The following is a 19804-nucleotide window of genomic DNA, read 5'->3' on the forward strand; positions in this document are numbered from 1 at the left end:
GGGAGCCCGGGGCCCAGCGGCTCAGCCCCCGTAACGGCATTTCATGGTGAGCCCGGGGCCGTCCCCTCGGGCCGCCTCCGCGACTCCTCCGGCTCCCCGAACGCGGCCCGCGCGTCGAACGCGGCGCGGCGGGTGGCCCGGCGCAGCGCCTTCAGCAGCGTCGGCCCGATCGTCACCGTCAGGACCACGGTCAGCACCGCCCGCCCCAGGTCCCAGCCCAGCGAGGTCGCCGCACAGTAGGCGAGGAACCGCACCAGGTTCTCGTGCAGCGGGTCGCCCGCGACGAACGAGATGCCCGACCCCAGACCGGTGATCAGTGTCCAGCCCTGCAGATTCATCACCGTGCCGTACGCGAACGCCGCCACGCAGCCGTACGCCGCCAGCATCGCCAGCTCCGCCCGCCCGCGCAGCCGGTCCGCTCCCGGCAGCAGCCCCGCGCCCATGGTGAACCAGCCCATCGACAGCATCTGGAACGGCATCCACGGCCCGACCCCGCCGGTCAGCAGCGCCGAGGCGAACATGGTCACCGAGCCGAGGACGAAACCGAAGCCGGGGCCCAGCACCCGGCCGCTCAGCACCATCAGGAAGAACATCGGTTCCAGCCCCGCCGTCCCCGCCCCCAGCGGGCGCAGCGCGGCACCGACCGCCGCCAGCACACCGAGCATCGCGACGGCCTTCGCGTCCATCCCGGACTCGGAGATCGTCGCCACGACCACCGCGACGAGCAGCGGCAGCAGCGCCGCGAACAGCCAGGGCGCGTCCCGCGCGTGCGCGAGCCCGGACCCGGCGTCCGCCAGCAGCGGCCACCCGAAGGCGACCACACCGACGGCCCCGGTCAGCAGCAGTACGGCGACCGACTTCGGCCCGAGTCGCACGGGCCGGGCCGCCCGCTCCCGTACGACGACCGGCTTCCGGCTCATGCGCCCGCCTCCAGCGCGCCGCGCACCTGGGACACGGTCAGCCACTCCTGCGGGGCGAGGATCTTCGCCGTCTGCGGGGCGAACGCGGGGGAGGAGACCACCACCCGCCCGGTCGGGCCGTCCGCGACGACCTCCCCGTCGGCGAGGATCACCACCCGGTGCGCCAGCTCCGCCGCCAGCTCCACGTCGTGCGTCGCCAGGACGATCGCGTGCCCCTGGGCCGCGAGCCCTCGCAGCACGCCGACCAGACGCGCCTTCGCCGCGTAGTCCAGCCCCCGCGTCGGCTCGTCCAGCAGCAGCAGAGGCGGCCGGCCCGTCAGCACCAGCGCCAGGGCGAGCGCCAGCCGCTGGCCCTCGGAGAGGTCCCGGGGGTGCGTGTCGTCCCCGACGCCCGGCAGCAGCTCCGACACCAGCGCCCGGCAGGAACCCTCCGCCGCGCCCGCGTCCCGGTCGGCGGCGGCGCACTCGGCGGCCACCGTGTCCGCGTACAGCAGATCGCGCGGCTCCTGCGGTACGAGGCCGACCCGGCGCACCATCGCCCGGGGGTCCGTCCGGGCGGGGGCCAGGCCGCCGACGCGCACGGTGCCAGCGGTGGGCTCGATCATGCCGACGAGGGCCCCGAGCAGCGTGGACTTGCCGGCACCGTTCCGCCCCATCAGGGCCACCGTCTCGCCCGGGGCCACGGTGAGCGTCACCCGCCGCAGCGCCTCGACCCGGCCGCGCCGCACCCCGAGCCCCTCGACCCGGGTGACCGGATCGGCGGCGGGGGCGACCCGCGCGTCGGCCGCACGACGGCCCAGCAGCCGGGCGAACCGTCCGGGCCGGGAGGCATGCGGTACGGGTACGGGCACGGGCGCGCCCGACAGCCCCGCCGACGACTTCGAGGGCCCCGACGCCTCCTCCGTGAGCGTCGACGACTCCGACGCCTCCGAGACCGGCGGGGCCGACGACGCCCCCGGATCCCCCGGATCCCCCGGCGGCACCGCGTCCGCCAGCCGCTCCCGCAGCCCGCCCGCCCCGCGCCGGGCGTCCCGTACCGACAGGGGCAGCGGGTCCCAGCCCGCCAGCAGCCCCAGCTCCGCCACCGGCGGCCGAACCGGCGACACCTTCATGATCTCGGCGGGCGGCCCCATCACGGGAGCGGTGCCCGGGGCGGGCAGCAGGACGACCTGGTCCGCGTACTGCACCACCCGCTCCAGCCGGTGCTCGGCCATCAGCACGGTCGTGCCCAGGTCGTGGACCAGCCGCTGGAGCACCGCGAGGACCTCCTCGGCCGCCGCCGGGTCCAGCGCGGAGGTCGGCTCGTCCAGCACCAGCACCCTCGGGTGCGGGGTGAGCACCGAACCGATCGCCACGCGCTGCTGCTGGCCGCCCGACAGGGTCGCGATCGGCCGGTCGCGCAGCTCGGCCAGGCCCAGCAGATCGAGCGTCTCCTCGACCCGGCGGCGCATCACGTCGGGGGCGAGGCCGAGCGATTCCATGCCGTACGCGAGCTCGTCCTCGACCGTGTCCGTGACGAAGTGCGCGAGCGGGTCCTGGCCCACCGTGCCGACCAGATCGGCCAGTTCGCGGGGCTTGTGCGTACGGGTGTCGCGGCCGCCCACCGTGACCCGGCCCGACAGCAGCCCGCCCGTGAAGTGCGGGACGAGCCCCGAGACCGTACCCAGCAAAGTCGACTTGCCGACACCAGAGGGGCCGACGAGCAGGACCAGTTCGCCCTCGGGGACCGTGAGGTCGACGCCGGACAGCGTGGGGTGCTCCGTGCCCTCGTACCGCACGGAGACCCGCTCGAACCTGATCACGCCTGCTCCTTGCTGGGATGCGCCGGTTGTCCGTGTGCCCGGGTCGACGGCGGTAGGGGAGCGACGAGCGCGGGCAGCAGCCCGATCAGCACCGCGGCGGCGGGCCACAGCGGCAGCACCGGCGCGGTCAGCGGTACGACCCCGGGGTGCAGCGCGTCCGGATCCACCGCCCCCGCCCAGATCATCGCCGCCGCGACCGCCACACCCGAGCACGCCACGAGCCAGGCCCGGGCACCCCACCGGTCCGGCCGGTAGCGGGTGCGCACCGAGCGCCGCCCGCCGAGCCGCAGCCCGGCCATCGCCGTGACCAGCCCGGCCAGCAGCAACGGCAGCCCGTACACCGCCCCCTGCGCGGCCAGCAGCCCGTACGTCCCGGCGCACACCCCGAGCAGCCCGCCCAGGGTGAGCACATTCGTGGTGTGCCGGACGGCGGCCGGGACCTGCGCCGTACGCCCGTACCCGCGCGCGTCCATCGAAGCGGCCACCGCCACCGACCGCTCCAGCGCGCCCTCCAGCACCGGCAGCCCGATCTGCGCCACGGCCCGGACCCCACCGGTCGGCCGGCCCCGCAGCCGGCGCGCGGTGCGCAGCCGGACCACGTCGGCCACCATGTTCGGCGCGAACGTCATCGCGACGACGACGGCGACCCCCGCCTCGTACAGCGCGCCGGGCAGCGACTTCAACAGCCGCGCCGGGTTGGCCAGCGAGTTCGCCGCACCGACACAGATCAGCAGGGTGGCCAGCTTCATCCCGTCGTAGAGGGAGAAGACGAGCTGCTCGGCGGTGACCCGGCCACCGATCCGCACCCCCTGCGCCCAGTCCGGCAGGGGCAGTTCGGGAAGGACGAAGACGGTGTGCGAACCGGGGATCGGCGAGCCGAGGAAGACGGAGAAGACGAGCCGCAGCGCCACGACGAACAGCCCGAGCTTGACGAACGCGCCGTAGGAGCGGGCCCACGGCGCGTCCGTGCGCCGCGCCACCACCACATACCCCGCCACCCCGACCAGCAGCCCGAGCAGCAGCGGGTTCGTGGTCCGGGACGCGGCGGTGGCGAGCCCCAGCGCCCACAGCCACCACGCCCCGGCGGGCAGCGCGTTGCCGCGGTCCGCCTCGGGGGCGTGCAGGGCGCGGCGCAGCAGCCGGGCCGGGGCCGGGGCGGGGGAGGCGGTCACCGGCGGCGGCGGGCCTGGACCACGGCGGCGATGCCCAGCAGCAGGACGGCGCCGATGCCGACGAGAAGCCCGGCGGAGGGACCGCCGCCGTCACCTTCCTCGCCCTTCTCCTGGCCGTCGACGGTCTTGGCCGGCTCGGACGGCTTCGCGCTGCCGCCGTCGCCGGACACCTGCTCGCCGCAGCCCGACTTCGGATAACCGGAGATCGCGCAGAGCATGGCGCTGCTGTCGTACCGCAGCGGCTTCGCCACCGCGGCGAGCGCCTCCGCACTACTGGCGTCGGGCGCGACCTGCGCGCACGCCGTGCGCGGGGCGGGCGGCTTCTCCCCGTCCGGGGCGTCCGCCGCCGTACCGGGGTCGATCACCAGCGCCACCCGCTTCTTCCCGTCCTCCGCCGGGGTGTCCGCGCAGATCGCTCCGAAGTCCGGGGCGCGGCGTGGCTGGTCGGAGTCGCCCGAGTCCTCGCTCACGGCGAACCGGAAGCCCTGGACCGTACCGTCGTCCGGGCGCAGGAGGGACGGCCCCTGGGTGGCGTACTCCCAGTTCTTGCCGTTGCCCTGCCAGAAGGACCAGTAGCGGTACCCGGCGGCCTCCGCGCTGCCCGCGCCGAGCAGCACGGCCGAGGCGGCGACCAGGGCGGCGAGCAGCGCGACGAGCGGATTCCGCAACCGCGCGGGCACCGGCGTACGCGGCGCACTCGGCGTACGCGCTGTACTCGGCCTACCCGGTGTACGCCTCACGGCTGCTGCTTCTTCCGGCGCATGCTGAGCAGGAAACCGATGCCCGCACCGGCGGCGAGACCGATACCGATCAGCCACCCCAGGCTCAGCCCGCTGTCGTCGCTGTCGGTGCCGCTGGAGGGCTGCGGACCGCTCGGCGTCGGCGAGGGGAGGGCGGTGGCGGCCGGGGCGGGGCCGGTCGAGTTGAGCTGCCTGACGAGGTCGACGCCGCCGAAGTCGCGGGCGTCCGCGCCGGTGGCGTGCGCCGCGAGGATCAGCTGCGCGGTGGCGGCCGGACCGCCCTGCCTCGCCCAGTCCCTGGCGTTCGTCCGCAGCCAGGCGACCGAGGCCTCGGCCTTGTCCGTGTGCCCGGAGGCGGCGAGCGCGACGACCGCGTCCGCGGTGTTGCCGAAGTCGGGCTGCGGCTCGGTGTCCTCCGCGCCGGGCATCGGGGCCTGCTCCAGATAGGGCGTCTTCTTCAGCGTGTCCGCGAGGAAGAAGGCGCCGTTCTGGGCGGACTGCTCCGGGCTGAGGTCGTCGCCCTTGGTGCAGGAGGGGTCCTTGACCGCGTTGGACGTGCCGGAGGCGATGCCCTTGCCCATCAGCCCGAGCACCGAGGCCGCGGTGGCGTCCAGGTTGGCGGTCAGCTCGCCCTTCTTGCCCGGCTGGTAGGCGAACGCGCCGCCGTCCTTGTCCCCGCAGGGGATGGCCAGGGCCTGGAGCGCGGTGTACGGGGTGCTGCCGTCGGCGGTGGTGATCTCGCCGACCGGGACACCGGTCCGGGCGAGCGCGCCGATGACGATGGACGTGGAGTTCGCGTCGCTCGGGCTGCCGGGGTTGTAGCCCCAGCCGCCGTCCTCGTTCTGCACGGACTTCAGCCAGTCCGCGCCGTTGTTCGCGGCGTCACGGTGCTGGTTCACCTCGACGAGGGCCTGCACGGCGGCGGCGGTGGCGTTGGTGTCCATCACCGTGGAGGCGTCGCACGGCTTGGAGGCGTCGCGGTACGAGGTGAACGCGCCGCTGTCGCACTGCTGGCCCACCAGCCAGTCCACGGCGGAGGTGGCCGGCGTGACGTACTCGATCTTCTGCGCGAGGAAGGCCAGCGACTGCCGCCACACCCCGTCGTACGTGGGGTCCGTGGTGCCGTAGAGCCCGGCCGGCAGCTCCGCCGACGGGGAAGGACTCGGCGCGGCGACCGCTACGGGTGCGGCCGCGCCCAGAAGCACGGCGGTGGTCGCGAGCGCGGCTGCGCTGCGGCGTACGGTCATGGCTGGCTGGGCCTCTCCTGCGAGGGCCGGACTCCCCGGGCGCACGAGGGCACCGGGCTCCGGCCCCGTATGCCTCGACGGTGCCGGCCACCGGGGTTCCGGTGGCCCGAGCCGGTCACGCTCCGCGGAGGGCGGTCCGGCTGCCGTCGGGCGGACGGGACACGGCTGGGGCGCTGCGCCGGATTCGCACCGGCTTCCCCCTGTACGGGCATGATGACGACCTGCTCACTCTACCGGTCCGTAGGGGAGGGGCCGGGGGATCACACCGCGATGTAGGTCACCGTGGACCGGGGGCTTCGGGTGGCAGTACGGCGCTCCGGGCGCGCAGGGGCTCCGCGGGCTGCGGGCTCAGACCGCGATGTACGTCACCGGGGGCCCGCCCGGGACGGCCTCCGCGCGGCCGAGCTTCACGAGCCGCCGCAGATGGGACTCGGCCTCCGACACGGCGATGGACCGCGACCCGTGCGGGATCTGCTCCCAGGGCCGGTTCCACTCCATCCGCTCGGCCACCTGCCACGGCGTGAGCGGCGTGGCGAGCAGCGCGAGGAGCCCGGTCAGCCGCTCCTCGTGATGGTCCAGCAGCTCCCGCACCCGCCCGCCCGCATCGGTGAACGCGTGCTGGTGCGCGGGCAGCACCTCGGCCACCCCGAGCCGTCCGATCCGCTCCAGCGAGGCCAGATAGTCCCCGAGCGGATCGGTGACGGCGGTGTCGTCCGGGTCCTCGTACAGCCCGATGTGCGGACTGATCCCCGGCAGCAGGTGATCCCCGGAGAACAGCCGCCCGTGCCCCGCCAGATCCGCCGGATGCCGCTCCTCCAGATGGAGGCAGACATGGCCCGGGGTGTGCCCGGGCGTCCAGACGGCACGCAGTCGCCGCCCGGCGAGGTCGAGCAGCTCGCCGGGGACGATCTCCCTGTCCGGCAGGGCGGCGCGCAGCCCGGGCAGGGTCCGCAGCCGCCCTCCGCTGCGGGCGGCGCGCAACGGGGCGAGGTGGTCGTCCGGCGCGCCGACGGCGGCGAGCTTGCGGGTGAGGTAGTCGAGCCAGGTGCCGGGCTCGGATTCCCGGGTGCGCCGGACGATCGCGGTGTCGGCCTCGTGCATCGCGATCCAGGCCCCGGAGGCTTCGCGGACCTGGCCGGAGAGGCCGTGGTGGTCGGGGTGGTGGTGGGTGATGACGACGCCGTGGATGTCGGTGACGGCGGTGCCGAGGGCGGCGAGCCCGGCGACCAGGGTGTCCCAGGAGGCGGGATCGTCCCAGCCGGTGTCGATGAGGACCGGGCCCCGGTCGGTGTCGACGAGATGGACGAGAGTGTGTCCCAGCGGGTTGTCGGGGATGGGCACCTTGATGCTGTGGACGCCTCCGCCGTGGTCGGTCACCTGCGGCACCTGCGGCACCTGCGGCACCTGCGGCACATGCGGCACCTGCGTCATGGGCTCCCCATCTCTGCTCGGCGGCGTGCGCTGAGCCAACTGTAACGAGAACTCGTTCCAGTGGTAGCCCAGGTCTACCAATTATTCGCTGCCCGGGTGCGGTCCGCACCGTGGACTCCTGAAACAGGAACTGGTATCAGTTCTGACGAACAGTCAGTTACGGGTGTGCGGGTTCGCGGGAGGCGACAGCCATGACGGAACGTACGGAGCTTGTGGAACACGGACACCTGTTCATCGGCGGGGAGTTCACCGATCCGCTCTCCACCGAGGTCATCGAGGTGATCTCCCCGCACACCGAACAGGTCATCGGCCGCGTGCCGCACGCCTCCGAGGCCGACGTGGACCGGGCGGTGGCCGCCGCCCGCCAGGCCTTCGACGAGGGCCCCTGGCCTCGCATGCCGCTGGATGAGCGGATCGCGGTGATCACCCGGATCAAGGACGCCTTCGCCGTACGCCACGAGGAGTTCGCGCGTCTGATCAGCGCCCAGAACGGCACTCCGTACAGTTCGAGCGTCATGGTGCAGGCGCTGGCCGCGATGATGGTCTGGGACTCGGCGATCACGGTGGCGCGTACGTTCCCGTACGAGGAACGGCGCGACGGAGTCCTCGGCCCGCTCCTGGTCCGCCGCGAACCGGTGGGCGTGGTGGCCGCGGTGGTCCCGTGGAACGTCCCGCAGTTCACAGCGGCGGCGAAACTGGCCCCTGCCCTCCTGGCCGGCTGCACGGCGGTCCTGAAGGTCTCCCCGGAAACCCCGCTGGACGCGTACCTCTTGGCGGAAATCGCGGCAGAGGCGGGCCTGCCGCCCGGCGTCCTCTCCATCCTCCCGGCCGACCGGGAGGTCAGCGAGTACCTGGTGGGCCACCGGGACGTGGACAAGGTCTCCTTCACCGGCTCGGTGGCGGCGGGCCGCCGCGTCATGGAGGTGGCGTCGCGCAACCTGACCCGCGTCACCCTGGAGCTGGGCGGCAAGTCGGCAGCGGTGATCCTGCCGGACGCGGACCTGGAGGCGGCGGTGGCGGGCATCGTCCCGTTCGCCTGGATGATCAACGGCCAGGCGTGCGTGGCCCAGACGCGCATCCTGGCCCCGCGCAGCCGCTACGACGAGATAGCGGAGGCTTTCGCGGCGGCGGCCGGAGCGCTGCGGGTGGGCGACCCACTGGACCCGACAACAGAACTCGGCCCCTTGGTGGCCCAACGCCAACAGCAACGCTCCCTGGACTACATCAAGTTGGGTCAGGAGGAAGGCGCCAAGATCCTCACGGGCGGCAACGTACCGGCATCGCAGGAACGCGGCTGGTACGTAGAACCCACCCTCTTCGGCTCGGTCGACAACTCCATGCGCATCGCCCGCGAGGAGATCTTCGGCCCGGTGATCTGCCTGATCCCGTACGGAGACGAGGACGAGGCGGTCCGCATCGCCGACGACTCCCCGTACGGCCTCAGCGGCAGCGTCTGGACGGCGGACACGGAACGCGGCATCGACGTGGCCCGCCGCGTCCGCACGGGCACGTACAGCGTGAACACCTTCAGCCTCGACATGCTCGGCCCGTTCGGCGGCTACAAGAACTCGGGCCTGGGCCGCGAGTTCGGCCCCGAGGGCTACGGCGAGTTCTTCGAGCACAAGATGATCCACCTGCCCGCCGGCTACCGGGAGGCGTGATGGGCGACCGCTGGCACGTGGAGGTGGACCGCTCGGTCTGCATCGGCTCCGGCATGTGCGTCAACCACGCGGGAGACGCCTTCCACCTCGACTCGGCCCGCCAGTCCCACCCGACGGAGGAGGACCGCGACGCGGGCGAACAGGTCCTCGCGGCGGCGGAGGGCTGCCCGGTGGAGGCGATCACGCTGACGCTGGCGGGGTCGGGGGAGGTGGTGTTCCCGCCGGAGGAGTGAGGGGTGCCCGGAGCCCGGTCCGGAGCCTTGTGGGTACGCGCCAGGCTGCACCCTGAACGACGCCGCCCCCGAGCTGACACTATCCAGCTATGGGAAACATCTACGACTACTACGCGGCGACCGACGACAGGCAAGCCCTCGCGCTGTTCGAAGCCGATAGTGCGGACGACCCATTCGGCACGCTCGGCCTCAAAGGGGCAGACCCCTACCTGCTTCTCGGAACCGTCGAAGCTCACCTGACAGAAGTATCCGAGGAGCAAGTGGAAGCTGACCCTCGCTTCTGCGAACTGCTCAACGACCCCGAGAGCGAAGGGCCCTGGCTCGTCTCGCTCACGGACGGCCTCCGTGACGCTCTCGCGGCGGCCACCCCGGGGCGCCTTCTGGAAGCCGCCACCGCGTGGACCTGCACGGAGGACGGTGACGGGCAGGACCCAGGGCTCTTGGCCGACTTCCTGGAACGCCTCAGCGAACTTGCCCGCGACGCCGGGCCGCGACAACGCCTGTACTGCGGCATGTCGCTGTAGGGAACTGCATGTCGGGAACAAAGCCGACGGCTGAACCACCGTCAACCCGGACAGTTCCTCTGAACTTCGCCGCCCTGGCCTGAAGCCCGGGCAGAGGCGGCAGGGCCGGCGCCGGCGACAATCGCTAGCCCATGAAGCCTTCCGCCCAGCTCAGTGCAGCGGACGCACGATGATCCAGTACTCATCCTCTTCCTCTGACACCGCGCACAGATTCATTCCGTCTGCGGACAACGCCACGAACTCATGAGAGCCCGTCGCCGCGGCAACGCGCGACGGCAGACCAGGCGTTGCGATGTTATTGACGGGAATCCATCCGGCTGCAGCGCCACCGCTCCCTGGCAGCAGAATGAAGAACGCTCCAGATCCTGGAGCGGTGAGTACCGGCCACGCCTCTTCGTGCCATTGAAGTTCGAGCTGCTCCATGGCGTCGCACTTCGCTGCATCGATCGAGACGGTCGGCTCCACATCGATGCCCGCAACCATGTGAATGGCCTTGATCGCGGAAGGTGCCGTGGGCGGGATCTCGGTGTCAGTGACCTGCAAACCGCATGCATGCAGGATGCGTTGTCCGGCATCGGATACTCGCACCAGGACATTGGATGGACACCCTCCTGCGCGCCGGAGCCGATCATTTCTGCTGGGGTTCGAGAGCTGGTCATCCACTGCGAACGCCTGCACGTCTTACGGGCTCTGCGAGAGGAGTGATGTTTCCATCACGGATACGTTCGGGAATACTTGCAGTTCGAGAGTTCCCGCCGTGTCTTGAGTTTCAAATTCTACGACAAGTTCGGTAATTCCATCACCCTCCTGGATGCGTAGCAAAGTTGCTCCTTCTCTGAAAAGCTTCAGTGCCGGCTTGCCGGACTCTGTATTCCAGTGCACGCTGACGGACTGCCCGACCACGTTGTAAGAGAATGTGAGGTCCTCGCCGGTGACGTCGAAAAGCCTAACGGTCATTTGGGTTTCCCCTGTGGTCTCCGGTTCCACTCCCAGGGCGTTGACAAGATCTTGAGGGTCTGGTGTCACGAATTGCTTCTGCATTTGGTTCCCTTGCAGTTTCGTTTGGTAGTCACCGGTTCTCCCTGAAGGTCTATCTTCTCGCCCTGGACTCCACGGTCAGACCTTTCTCCCGTTTGGGGCTTGGTGCGCCCGGGGCGGCGGAGGCTAGAGTGCGTACGGGTAGATTGCGGCTGCGGGTGCGTAAAATCTGATTCGTTCTCCGACTGCCGCGCGTGCGATTGCTTCCCACTCCACCAGGATAATGTCCGATGCCAGCCGCAGAGATACGACTCCATCGGCATCCACGGAATCGACCACGGCGCAGACCGTCAGTTCCTTTCCAGGGTTCCCCGCCAATACGTCTTGAGTCCTGGCGTGCTCCCACGCAGTGACCGGCTCCGGGAGGTCGACCTCTACGCAGCAGGGGCTGCTGATTGGGAAGGCTCCACACCATCGGCCCCATGCTTGTCCTGCGGGCCCTGTGAATGTGACGAGGTCGGTGCTGCCAGGAATTTCGATAATCTCGGTAATGCGCATCACTGGGATTCTTCCCGTTCGCGCAATACGCGTGCGATATTGATGTCGCTTTGGAGTGCGCTCAGCCGGGGTGGAGTTCTCGTGTCATCCAGCACGACTGTGTGCAGGCGGTCGCCTACCTGTGGGGAAGCCGCGTCACTGGACCACCAGGATGGGTGCTTGACCTGGTCGATGAAGCCTGTGGCGCCGTCAGCGCCGCAAGCCTGGGATCCGACCCGCGAGACAAGCGTGATGACGACATCGACCTCCTCTTCGTTATTCCAAGCCATGATGAACCTCCAAAGATCGAAACAGATGGCCTCACTTTCATTCGAGGCATGCGCAGCGTCAGAAGTATTCGCTCGCGAGGTCCTCGGCTTCCACCAAGCCGGATGCGGTGAGTTCGATGAGGGCGTTCAACTCGCTCTCCCGGCGGTCAGTTTCGGGTTCCACTCACCCCGTCCGGGTGTCCATCTCCGGATCACGCCAGGTCGCCGACGAAGGCCTGCCAGGCATCGTGGCCGAAGGCGATGACGGGGCCGGCGGGGCGGGTGCTGTCGCGGACCGGGACCAGGTGGGGGAGGTTGTGGGCAACCTCTACGCACTCGTTGTTGCCGCCGCTGTACGAGCTGGTGCGCCACCGTGCGCCCGACAGGTCCGGCGTGCTGTGGCGTGCGCTGTTCATGTTTGATGCTCCTCGGCCCGGCGGTGGATGACAGCGCGGGACTCGGCCGGGGAGAGCGCGGACGTGCGCGCGGCGTCGAACAGGTCTTGGTAGCGCGAGACGTCCGTCTCCCGTTCCAGCCACATGGAGCCGGACGGGTTGTCCGCCAGGACCACGTCGAGCGCCCCCTCCTCGGGAAATCCCAGCACTACGTACGGGCCGAACATACTCGCATGCGCCCCACGCGAGAACGGCAGCACCTGCACCGTCACGTTCGGGCGCTCGGAACTGGCCAGCAGGTGCTGAAGCTGCGCGTTCATCACCTGTGCACCACCGACTTGCTGGAGAAGGACGGCTTCCGACAGCACGGCCCACAGCTGTAGCGGGGTGTCGTCCAAAAGACGTTCCTGTCGTGCCAGGCGGACTTGGACGAACTTCTCGATCTCGTCCGCCGTCTGCCACTGGCGTGAGGCCACGGTGACCGCCCGAATGTAGTCCGGGGTCTGGAGCAGGCCGGGAATCAGTTGTGCCTGGAAGGTCCGGATGGAGCCCGCCATGGCTTCCAGCGCGATGTAGTCACGGTAGGTGTCGGCCAGCACGTCGCCGTACTGGTTCCACCAGCCCTCCCGACGCCTGCGGTTGGCCTTTCGTGCCAGTGAAGCGAGGCGGTCCCGGACCTCTTGGTCGGAGAGCTGATACGCGTGCAGCATCGCTGTCAGGTCGGGGAGCCGTACCGCCACGCGGCCGTTCTCGATCCGGCTGATCTTGCCCTTGGTGCAGTCGAGGGCCTCCGCCGCTTGGCTGGTGGTCAGGCCGGCCTTCTCCCGCAACCGCCGGAGTTCGTCCCCCAGTTGGCGTCCGAGGACGGTCGAAGTGTTGGCGGCGGTGCTCTTCGTGTGCATGTGAACACCTTTAGCAAAGTAGAGGCTCTGTTGGGGTGCGGTTACCCGAAAGGAGGAAAAATGATGTGGAGGCTATCAGCAACGTTGCATTTTCGGATGGTGCGCACTCATCCTGCTGGTGACGGGTTGGGGCCACGAACCAACTGATCTCGCCCGCACTGGACTTCAGCCGAGCTCCGACCAATGGGGACTGTGATGGGTGAACTGTGTGAAGTGAACTTTCGGCTCGTCCGCAGCCGCAGCAGCGTTCCCCGGGCGCGTGCCCTGCTTCGCGCCAGGCTCGGTGAGTGGCGGGTCGGGCAGGAGACGGTCGAGACGGCGGAGTTGCTGCTCTCCGAGCTGGTGACCAATGCCGTGCGCGTCGTCGTCCCCGGTGACCGGATGATCGGTGTGCGCATCGAGTGCCGGGAGCGGGGTGCGTGGCTCCGGCTGGAGGTGAGTGACGCCGGTGACGGCCGCCCCGAGGTGCGGTGGCCCGATGAGCTGGAGACGGGTGGGCGCGGGCTGCTGATCGTCGACGCGTTGGCCTTCTGCTGGGGGGTGAAGGAACGGCCGGCCGGGATCGGGAAGACCATCTGGGCGGAGGTCGTGACTCCCGCTGCCGTTCCCGCGCCGACGATGGCCGGCCCCTCGGTGATGTCATGAGGTGGTTCTGGCGTGTCCTCCGTCGGCGTTCGGTGCCGGCTGTCGGGCCATTGTTTCGCGGCACTCTGATCCAGCTCGTCGACCGGCGGGCGGTCGTGATCAGTGGGGTGGGTGAGCCTGTCCTGCCCGTACCGGAGTCGACTGTGCCTGCTGTGCGGCGCTGCGGGCGTGGCTCGTTGCGTGGGCAGGTCCGGATCGCTCGTCACTTCGATGAGCTTCACCCCTGTATCGCATCCGCCTTCGGGATGGCGTGATGCGCCTTCTCCTCGACACACCCGTGATCCTCTGGTGGCTCGACGATTCCCCGGAGCTGTCCGAGGAAGCCAAACGCCTCCTCGATTCCGCGCACGCCGTACACATCAGCGCCGTCTCGCCCTGGGAGATCACCTTCCACCAGCACTTCGGCATGCTGGAAGGCCCGGGCGACCTCGCCGAGCGCGTGCGCGACCTCGCGTTCCCGAGCCTCCCCGTCACCGCCGCCCACGGCGTACGGGCCGGGCGGCTGCCCATGGTCCACGCCGACCCCTTCGACCGGCTGCTCGTCGCTCAGGCGCAAGACCATCGGCTGGTCCTCGTCACCCGTAACGCCTGGATCCCGCAGTACGACGTACCGGTCGTGCGGGTCTGACCACCGGTGTGCCGTACCCAGGTGGTCAGACCGCCGGTTCCCCCGCCACCTTGCTGAGCACGCCCTCCGGCGCCCGTCGCAGTGCCCGGATCGCCGGGACGCTCAGCATCACCGCCAGCAGCGCGCACGACATCACCGACGAGAAGATCAGCACCTCGTTCGCGCCGAACGCGTCCGCCGCCGGGCCCGCCAGGGCGCGGCCCAGAGGGATGACCATGATGGAGCCGGCGACGTCGTACGCCGAGACGCGGCTCAGGACCGTCAGGGGGATGTGCGACTGGACGCTCGTCGCCCACATCACCCCCCAGAACGCGAAGCCGTAGCCCGCGATCACGTGGGCGATCGCCGTGGCCGCGAAGGACCATTCCAGCGCCGGGGCCAGGGGGTTGAGCGCGAAGCAGAGCATGGCCAGGGCTCCTGCGACCAGGGGGCGGCGCGGGCGGACCCGCATGCCGATCAGGCCGCCGATGATTGTGCCCGCGCCGTCCGCCGAGGCGATCCAGCCGTACCCGCTCGCCCCGTGCTGCTCGATCATCAGCGCCGCGCCCAGCGGCAGCGCGGGGCCGAACACGAACAGGCCGTAGACGGACCAGACCGCGATGACGCCCCACAGCCACTGGCGCGACCGGAACTCCTGCCAGCCCGTCGCGAGCCTCCGCCACATCGGGGCGTCGCCCTCGTCGCGTTCCGTGTGCAGCTTCCGCAGGGGGAGGAGGACGAGGGCGCTCAGCGCGTACGCCGCCGCGATGACCAGGTACGAGCCCGAGACCTGCCAGTACGCGACCAGGATGCCCGCCAGGCCGGGGCCCAGCAGCGTGCTCAGGGCCTCGGAGATCCGCAGCAGCGCGTTGGCCTTCTGGATGTCCTCGGCGACCCGGGGGACCATGCTCGCCATCCCGGGCTGGAACATCGCCGTCGCGGCCCCGCTCAGCGCCATCAGGCCCATGATCTGCCACAGCGGGACGCTGTCGGAGGAGAAGAGGAGAGCGGCCAGCGTCAGCATCGCCAGCATGCGCACCAGGTCCGCGCAGATCATCATCAGCTGCGGGGTGAACCGGTCCGCCAGCACCCCGCCGAACAGCACCAGCAGCACGATCGGGGTCATCCACGCCGCGAGCGCGTACCCGACGCCGCTCGCCCCGTGGCCCGCCCCCAGCACCGCCGTCGTGAGGGACACCATCAGCATGCCGTCGGCCAGCAGCGACGCGCTGCGGGCCGTGAAGAACAGCCGGAACCGGGTCGACCGCCAGGGGCTCGGCAGCGGCTCGGGCTTCTGCTGGAGGGTCGTGTCGTCAACGCTCATGTCGCACCTGCCGGCTCCTGCCGGTCCCTTCCTCGATGATCTGCAGCCGACGCCAGGCGTCGCTCCGGTCGGGCGTGGCCGGTGGGTGCTCGACGAGTACGTAGCGGCTCGGTGCGAGGACGCCCGAACCGGCGGCCGGGATGAGGGCGGTCAGCGCCCGGTGGGCCTCGGTGGGTGTCAACGAGGTGTCGCCGAGGGCGATGTACGCCGTCAGGTACGGCTCCGCGCCGGACACCTCGGTCACCTGCACCCGCACCGGCAGTCCGCCCACCGCCCGGCCGAGGGTCTCGCGCACGGCGTCGGGCGAGACCCAGCAGCCGTCCACCCGGAGCCAGCCCGGCCCGCGTTCGGCGGGGCGGACTCCCGTCACCTCGGCCAGCGCCTCCATCGGTACGTCCCCGGCGGCGGCCGCCTCCAGGAGCAGGACCAGCCCGGCGAGGAACCCCTCAGCCTCCTCGGGGGTGAAGAGCGAGGGGGCGGCCCACAGGGAGATGTGGAGCTGGGGAGTCGTCCGGTACGTGAAGGCGAGCATCCGGGTCGGCAGCGTCTGGGGCGGCCCCCAGGTCAGCTCCTGCTCGGCGTCGCCGCCGTTCTGCGCGTCGGTGCCCAGGAGCGGGGCGGGCAGGGCGCTCACGTCGTTGAACACCACGTCCCGGCCGAAGTGGCTGCCGCGCTCGGCGGTGACCCGGTCGATCATCTCCCACAGCCGTACGGAGTCGAACTGGCTGTGCCGGTAGGCGTTGAGCACCGCACCCCAGGTCCGGGCGACCAGGGCGTCGAAGGCGGGCACCCGGACGTCCAGGTGAAGCAGTGCGTCCTGGGACGTGGTGGTCACCGAACGGGCGACCCGGGCGTGGAACCGGTTGGCGCTGGGGACAGCGGTGACACAGGTGTCCTGGCCCGCCCGGTGGGCCACCAGGGCGCACCAGGCGGCCATCAGCACGGTGGCCTCGGGGTGCCCGGTGCGGCGGGCCGCCCCGGCGAGCGCCCGGCCGCCCCGACGGGAGCGGAGCGTCAGCTGCCGGGCCTCCTCGTCGGTCCCCGGCCTCCTGCCGCGCGGCTCCGCGAACATCTCCTGCGGCCCGGTGCGCAGGATCCGCTCCCAGTACCGCAGGGAGGCCTCCGACTTCCGCAGCCCGGCCGGGGAGGCCTCCACGGCGGCCAGGTCGACCGGGGGAAGGGAAGTGAGCCCCGGCAGCTCCTTGCCCGCCAGCAGTTCGGCGAACTCCTCGCGCAGGATGGCCATCGCGCTGCCGTCGGCGACCGCGTGGCTGAACGCCAGTGCCACGTAGGCCGGTTGTCCGGCCGCGGTGAGCAGCGTGATGCGCATAGGGAACTCCCGCTCCAGGGCGAAGCGCCCGGCCCGCGCCGCCCGCGCCACCGACTCCGCGTACCCCGCCGGATCGGCGGGGAGTTCGGCGTGGTCGAGGACGGTCACCGTGAACGTGCCCTCCGCTGCCACGACCTGGTCGACCGGTGCGGCCCCCGGCGGGTGCGGGAAGGTGGTGCGCAGCCCCTCGTGCCGTACGGCCAGGGCGCGCAGGGCCTCGGTGACGGCCTCCGAGGTGGTGCCCTCGGGCACGGGCCACACATCGTGGATGTTGATGTGGGTGGGGTCGTCCCGCAGGATGCAGCGGATCATGTTGGCCTGGCCCATGGTGAGGGGGCCGCGGCGCTCGTCACCACCCGCGTAGGCGACGGTGACCGTACGGGAGAGGTGGGGCGTGTGCGGGGGGTTCCGGTGCATGGTGTCCTTGCCGGCTGCGGAGTTCATCGGGTCACGGCCAGGCCCACTTCGGCGCTCGCGCCGGTCAGTGCCTCCCAGTGGTCCATCAGGAGGGCGAAGTCGGCCATGTCGTCGCGGGCCTCGTCCAGGAGCCGGGAGCGGCGGTCGGCGAGCGTGTCCGCGACCGTCGTGTAGCGGTCGCCGAGCCGCCGGCAGGCACGGTCGAGGACGTCCATGCGGCGGGCGTTCTCAGCCCGGTCGAGGCCGACGCTCTCCCGGACGAAACCGGCGACCACCGAGGCCCGGAGGTGGCCCTCTCCATCGAGCAGCGCGTCACCGGCCGCCGCCGTCCTCGCGTACACGGCGTTGAGGTACGTCTTCGACAGCAGGAACTTCGCGAAGCGCAGCTGGTACGCGAGGAACCCGGCGTCCGTACGCCGTTCCGGTGTGTGGAAGTTGACGATGTGCCGGTTGTGCTGGAGGCCGGGGAGCTGTGCGTTGTGGGTGAGGTGGAGCAGGAAGTAGTCGCTGCCGATGGTGTCAGTGGCGGGCGGCAGCGGCACCCTGCGGTAGACCTCGTGGTCGAGCCCGATGTTGCACATGTCCACGTGCATCGGGCTGATGGGGGCGAGAGTGGTGCGGTCGCCGCTGAACGCCGTGTCCCCGGCGCCCCGGAAGGACGCGTCGATCAGATGGTTGCGCCAGATCTGTGGGGAGCCCTCGGGCAGCGACAGGCCCACCAGTTCGCGGTACGTGTCCGGGTCGAGCTCGCGGATCTCCGCGACGTCCACCGACATCTCGCCCACGAAGGAGCCACCGGCTATCGCCACCCGCCGGCCCTCGGACCCCGGCGGCAGCTTGCTCCTCGTCGCCGACTTCCCCGCCACGTCCGCCCGTTGGCCCAGGTAGGTGAGTTCCTGGTGGAGGGGGAAGACCGGTTCGCCGTCGAGGCGCTGGTAGCGGCTGTCGGAGTCCCGGCGGTGGACGGACGTGCAGCCGAGGGCCTGGGCGATGAGGAACGCCCGGTCGGTGCAGGCGCCGTAGGAGACGCGGGATGGCAGCAGCAGGTCCAGCAGCCGGTCCTGCAGCTCCCGTTCCGCGCCCGACCGGACGGTCACCTCGCGCAGGAAGGCGCGCTGCTCGTCCTCGTCGAGGTGGTGGACGGTCACACCGGGGGACGGGGGCAGCGCGGCCACCGCCTCCCGGTGCCGGTCGAGCACCGGTGCGGCGGAGGAGTCCAGGACCAGGAGGTGCACCTCGACGCCGAACTGTCGTGCCCCGTACGCCGCTTCCTCGCCGACCGCCGCGATGGTGCCGGCGCAGGCCCGGTGGGTGGGCAGGGTCAGACAGACGCGGCGCACGAAGGCTCCCCGCTCGGAGCGGCGGGTGCCGTACCGGCTTCACCCGTGACACCCTCGGTGTCCTCGACCGGGTCCTGCCACGAGGCGAGGCCCAGCAAACGACTGCCCAGAGCGTTCAGCTCGGCCGTGGGGTAGCGCTTGGCCTCGGGCAGTACCGGGTCGCCGACCAGGGTGCGGTTCCAGCGTGGGGTCCGCAGATGGCGCCAGGACTCCACCCGGGACTTCCGCAGCCGCTCGTGCTCCTCCAGCGCGGGCATCATCGACAGGTACTGCACGGCCCGCACTCCGTTCTCGGAGAGGTTGCGGGCTACCCCGTGGGCCAGCAGGCCGTTCCAGATGAGCAGGTCGCCGGGGCGCAGATCCGGCCGTACGACCGGGAGTTCGTCCCGGTCGATGTCCGGGCGCAGCGGGTCCCGGTCACCGGGCTGGCCGGTCTTCCAGGTGTCGAACTGCCGGAACAGCTCGGGGCAGCACTGGAAACCGCCGGTCTCCGGCCGGGTGTCGTTGAGCGCGATGATGCCCTGCACCCGCTGCGGCGGCACGGCGAGCGTGGTGTCGATGTCCCAGTGGAGCTCGATGTCGAAGCCCCGGTCCGTCGGCTCGATCAGGGCGCGGTCACGGTTGCCCCGGTTGGGCGGGTTGAGATTGAGCCGGTCCAGGGTGACCCACAGCTCCTCGCAGTCCCATACGTCGACGAACGCGTCGTACACCCGCTGCGACTGCCGGTTGTCCCAGAGGAGTTGGTGGTGGTACGCCTCCACGAAGCCGTAGATGTGCAGCTGCTGGTCCAGCTCGGAGCGCAGCGGCCGGTCCTCGTACCAGCTCTCCGGACGGTCCGGGTCCAGGCCCTGGAACTCCCACGTGAAGTCGAGCAGTTGGCGGGCCGTCGCCGCCGGTATCGCCTCTCGGACGATGACGTAGCCGTACGTCTGCCAGTGGGCGAAGTCCTCCTCGGACAGCACCCGCAGCGGACGCGACTTGTCGAGCTCCCGCAGGGCGGTCTGCGCGAGGTAGGCCTCGCCGTCCGCGCTGAAGTACGGGACGTCCGACGCCGCGCGGTGCAGGCGGGGCCGGCGGCGAGGGGCGGGTGTCGTCATGAGGTTGATGGCAGGTCCTTCTCCTCGGCCGGGCGGGGGGGGGGGGGGGGGGGGGGGGGGGGGGGGGGGGGGGGGGGGGGGGGGTGTGTGGGGGGGGGGGGGGGGGCCCCGCCCGGGGGGGGGGGGCCCGGCCCGGGGGGGGGGGGGGCCCCCCCCCACGGCGGGACGGATGGCAGTGCCGTGGTGGGAGGAGCTGTGACCACGTCGATCAGCAGGATTGGTCCAGACCGCCC

Annotated in this window: 20 protein-coding genes; 5 read left to right on the forward strand and 15 right to left on the reverse strand. The window is 71.2% G+C overall.

Annotated elements, in window-relative coordinates; translation table 11 throughout:
• Positions 1-41: 41 nt before the first annotated feature.
• The 6 genes from ACIQPT_RS10895 to ACIQPT_RS10920 form a co-directional block, all read right to left on the reverse strand.
• Entirely contained in the window at positions 42-920 is an 879-nt protein-coding gene (locus ACIQPT_RS10895; protein ID WP_401154765.1) for an ECF transporter S component, read from the reverse strand.
• Positions 917-2722 (reverse strand): ABC transporter ATP-binding protein, encoded by a 1806-nt coding sequence (locus tag ACIQPT_RS10900; protein WP_401154767.1) that lies wholly within the window; start codon positions 2720-2722, stop codon positions 917-919. Before ACIQPT_RS10900 ends, ACIQPT_RS10895 begins: the two co-directional genes overlap by 4 nt.
• Positions 2719-3894: an energy-coupling factor transporter transmembrane component T gene (locus tag ACIQPT_RS10905; RefSeq protein WP_401154768.1), complete on the reverse strand. Its 1176-nt coding sequence runs from the start codon at positions 3892-3894 to the stop codon at positions 2719-2721. The genes ACIQPT_RS10900 and ACIQPT_RS10905 overlap by 4 nt, the downstream gene beginning before the upstream one ends.
• Positions 3891-4634, reverse strand: a complete 744-nt coding sequence (locus tag ACIQPT_RS10910; RefSeq protein ID WP_401154770.1) for an SCO2322 family protein — start codon at positions 4632-4634, stop codon at positions 3891-3893. Before ACIQPT_RS10910 ends, ACIQPT_RS10905 begins: the two co-directional genes overlap by 4 nt.
• Entirely contained in the window at positions 4631-5881 is a 1251-nt protein-coding gene (locus ACIQPT_RS10915; protein WP_401154772.1) for a prenyltransferase/squalene oxidase repeat-containing protein, read from the reverse strand. Before ACIQPT_RS10915 ends, ACIQPT_RS10910 begins: the two co-directional genes overlap by 4 nt.
• A gap of 348 nt (positions 5882-6229) precedes the next feature.
• On the reverse strand, positions 6230-7312 hold the full coding sequence (locus ACIQPT_RS10920; RefSeq protein ID WP_401154774.1) for an MBL fold metallo-hydrolase: 1083 nt from the start codon (positions 7310-7312) through the stop codon (positions 6230-6232).
• 191 nt (positions 7313-7503) lie between these two features.
• Between ACIQPT_RS10920 and ACIQPT_RS10925 the strand changes: the two genes are divergently transcribed.
• The 3 genes from ACIQPT_RS10925 to ACIQPT_RS10935 all read left to right on the forward strand — a co-directional run bounded on the left by ACIQPT_RS10925 (position 7504) and on the right by ACIQPT_RS10935 (position 9730).
• Positions 7504-8973, forward strand: a complete 1470-nt coding sequence (locus ACIQPT_RS10925) for an aldehyde dehydrogenase (protein WP_401154776.1) — start codon at positions 7504-7506, stop codon at positions 8971-8973.
• Complete coding sequence (locus tag ACIQPT_RS10930; protein WP_103531809.1) at positions 8973-9206, forward strand: ferredoxin; 234 nt, start codon at positions 8973-8975, stop codon at positions 9204-9206. The genes ACIQPT_RS10925 and ACIQPT_RS10930 overlap by 1 nt, the downstream gene beginning before the upstream one ends.
• Positions 9207-9295: 89 nt before the next feature.
• On the forward strand, positions 9296-9730 hold the full coding sequence (locus ACIQPT_RS10935) for a hypothetical protein (RefSeq protein ID WP_401154778.1): 435 nt from the start codon (positions 9296-9298) through the stop codon (positions 9728-9730).
• Positions 9731-9880: 150 nt separating this feature from the next.
• On the opposite strand, the gene ACIQPT_RS10940 is transcribed toward ACIQPT_RS10935, so the two are convergent.
• The 5 genes from ACIQPT_RS10940 to ACIQPT_RS10960 form a co-directional block, all read right to left on the reverse strand.
• The gene (locus ACIQPT_RS10940; protein WP_401154780.1) at positions 9881-10318 is read right to left on the reverse strand and encodes a hypothetical protein; all 438 of its coding nucleotides are present in this window, start codon (positions 10316-10318) and stop codon (positions 9881-9883) included.
• A 93-nt stretch (positions 10319-10411) separates the two neighbouring features.
• A complete protein-coding gene (locus tag ACIQPT_RS10945) occupies positions 10412-10771 on the reverse strand; it encodes a hypothetical protein (RefSeq protein ID WP_401154781.1) in 360 nt (119 codons plus the stop codon).
• A 494-nt stretch (positions 10772-11265) separates the two neighbouring features.
• A complete protein-coding gene (locus ACIQPT_RS10950) occupies positions 11266-11535 on the reverse strand; it encodes a hypothetical protein (protein ID WP_401154783.1) in 270 nt (89 codons plus the stop codon).
• A 191-nt stretch (positions 11536-11726) separates the two neighbouring features.
• Complete coding sequence (locus tag ACIQPT_RS10955) at positions 11727-11930, reverse strand: DUF397 domain-containing protein (protein WP_401154784.1); 204 nt, start codon at positions 11928-11930, stop codon at positions 11727-11729.
• A complete protein-coding gene (locus tag ACIQPT_RS10960) occupies positions 11927-12811 on the reverse strand; it encodes a helix-turn-helix domain-containing protein (RefSeq protein WP_401154785.1) in 885 nt (294 codons plus the stop codon). The genes ACIQPT_RS10955 and ACIQPT_RS10960 overlap by 4 nt, the downstream gene beginning before the upstream one ends.
• Positions 12812-13024: 213 nt before the next feature.
• Between ACIQPT_RS10960 and ACIQPT_RS10965 the strand changes: the two genes are divergently transcribed.
• Entirely contained in the window at positions 13025-13456 is a 432-nt protein-coding gene (locus tag ACIQPT_RS10965; protein ID WP_401154787.1) for an ATP-binding protein, read from the forward strand.
• A 253-nt stretch (positions 13457-13709) separates the two neighbouring features.
• Positions 13710-14084, forward strand: a complete 375-nt coding sequence (locus ACIQPT_RS10970; RefSeq protein ID WP_401154789.1) for a type II toxin-antitoxin system VapC family toxin — start codon at positions 13710-13712, stop codon at positions 14082-14084.
• A gap of 25 nt (positions 14085-14109) precedes the next feature.
• On the opposite strand, the gene ACIQPT_RS10975 is transcribed toward ACIQPT_RS10970, so the two are convergent.
• The 4 genes from ACIQPT_RS10975 to ACIQPT_RS10990 are packed head-to-tail and all read right to left on the reverse strand — an operon-like array spanning position 14110 to position 19571.
• Positions 14110-15387 carry an MFS transporter gene (locus ACIQPT_RS10975; RefSeq protein WP_401154791.1) on the reverse strand — a complete coding sequence of 426 codons (1278 nt, stop codon included), beginning with the start codon at positions 15385-15387 and terminating at the stop codon, positions 14110-14112.
• Positions 15377-17161, reverse strand: coding sequence for a condensation domain-containing protein (locus ACIQPT_RS10980; protein WP_401154793.1), 1785 nt, complete (start codon positions 17159-17161; stop codon positions 15377-15379). Before ACIQPT_RS10980 ends, ACIQPT_RS10975 begins: the two co-directional genes overlap by 11 nt.
• Positions 17158-18474: a DUF6271 family protein gene (locus ACIQPT_RS10985; protein ID WP_401154795.1), complete on the reverse strand. Its 1317-nt coding sequence runs from the start codon at positions 18472-18474 to the stop codon at positions 17158-17160. The genes ACIQPT_RS10980 and ACIQPT_RS10985 overlap by 4 nt, the downstream gene beginning before the upstream one ends.
• Positions 18456-19571, reverse strand: coding sequence for a phytanoyl-CoA dioxygenase family protein (locus tag ACIQPT_RS10990; RefSeq protein WP_401154797.1), 1116 nt, complete (start codon positions 19569-19571; stop codon positions 18456-18458). Before ACIQPT_RS10990 ends, ACIQPT_RS10985 begins: the two co-directional genes overlap by 19 nt.
• Between the last annotated feature and the right edge of the window lie 233 nt (positions 19572-19804).

It is taken from the genome of Streptomyces sp. NPDC091289 (genome assembly GCF_044757365.1).
Lineage (GTDB): Bacteria > Actinomycetota > Actinomycetes > Streptomycetales > Streptomycetaceae > Streptomyces.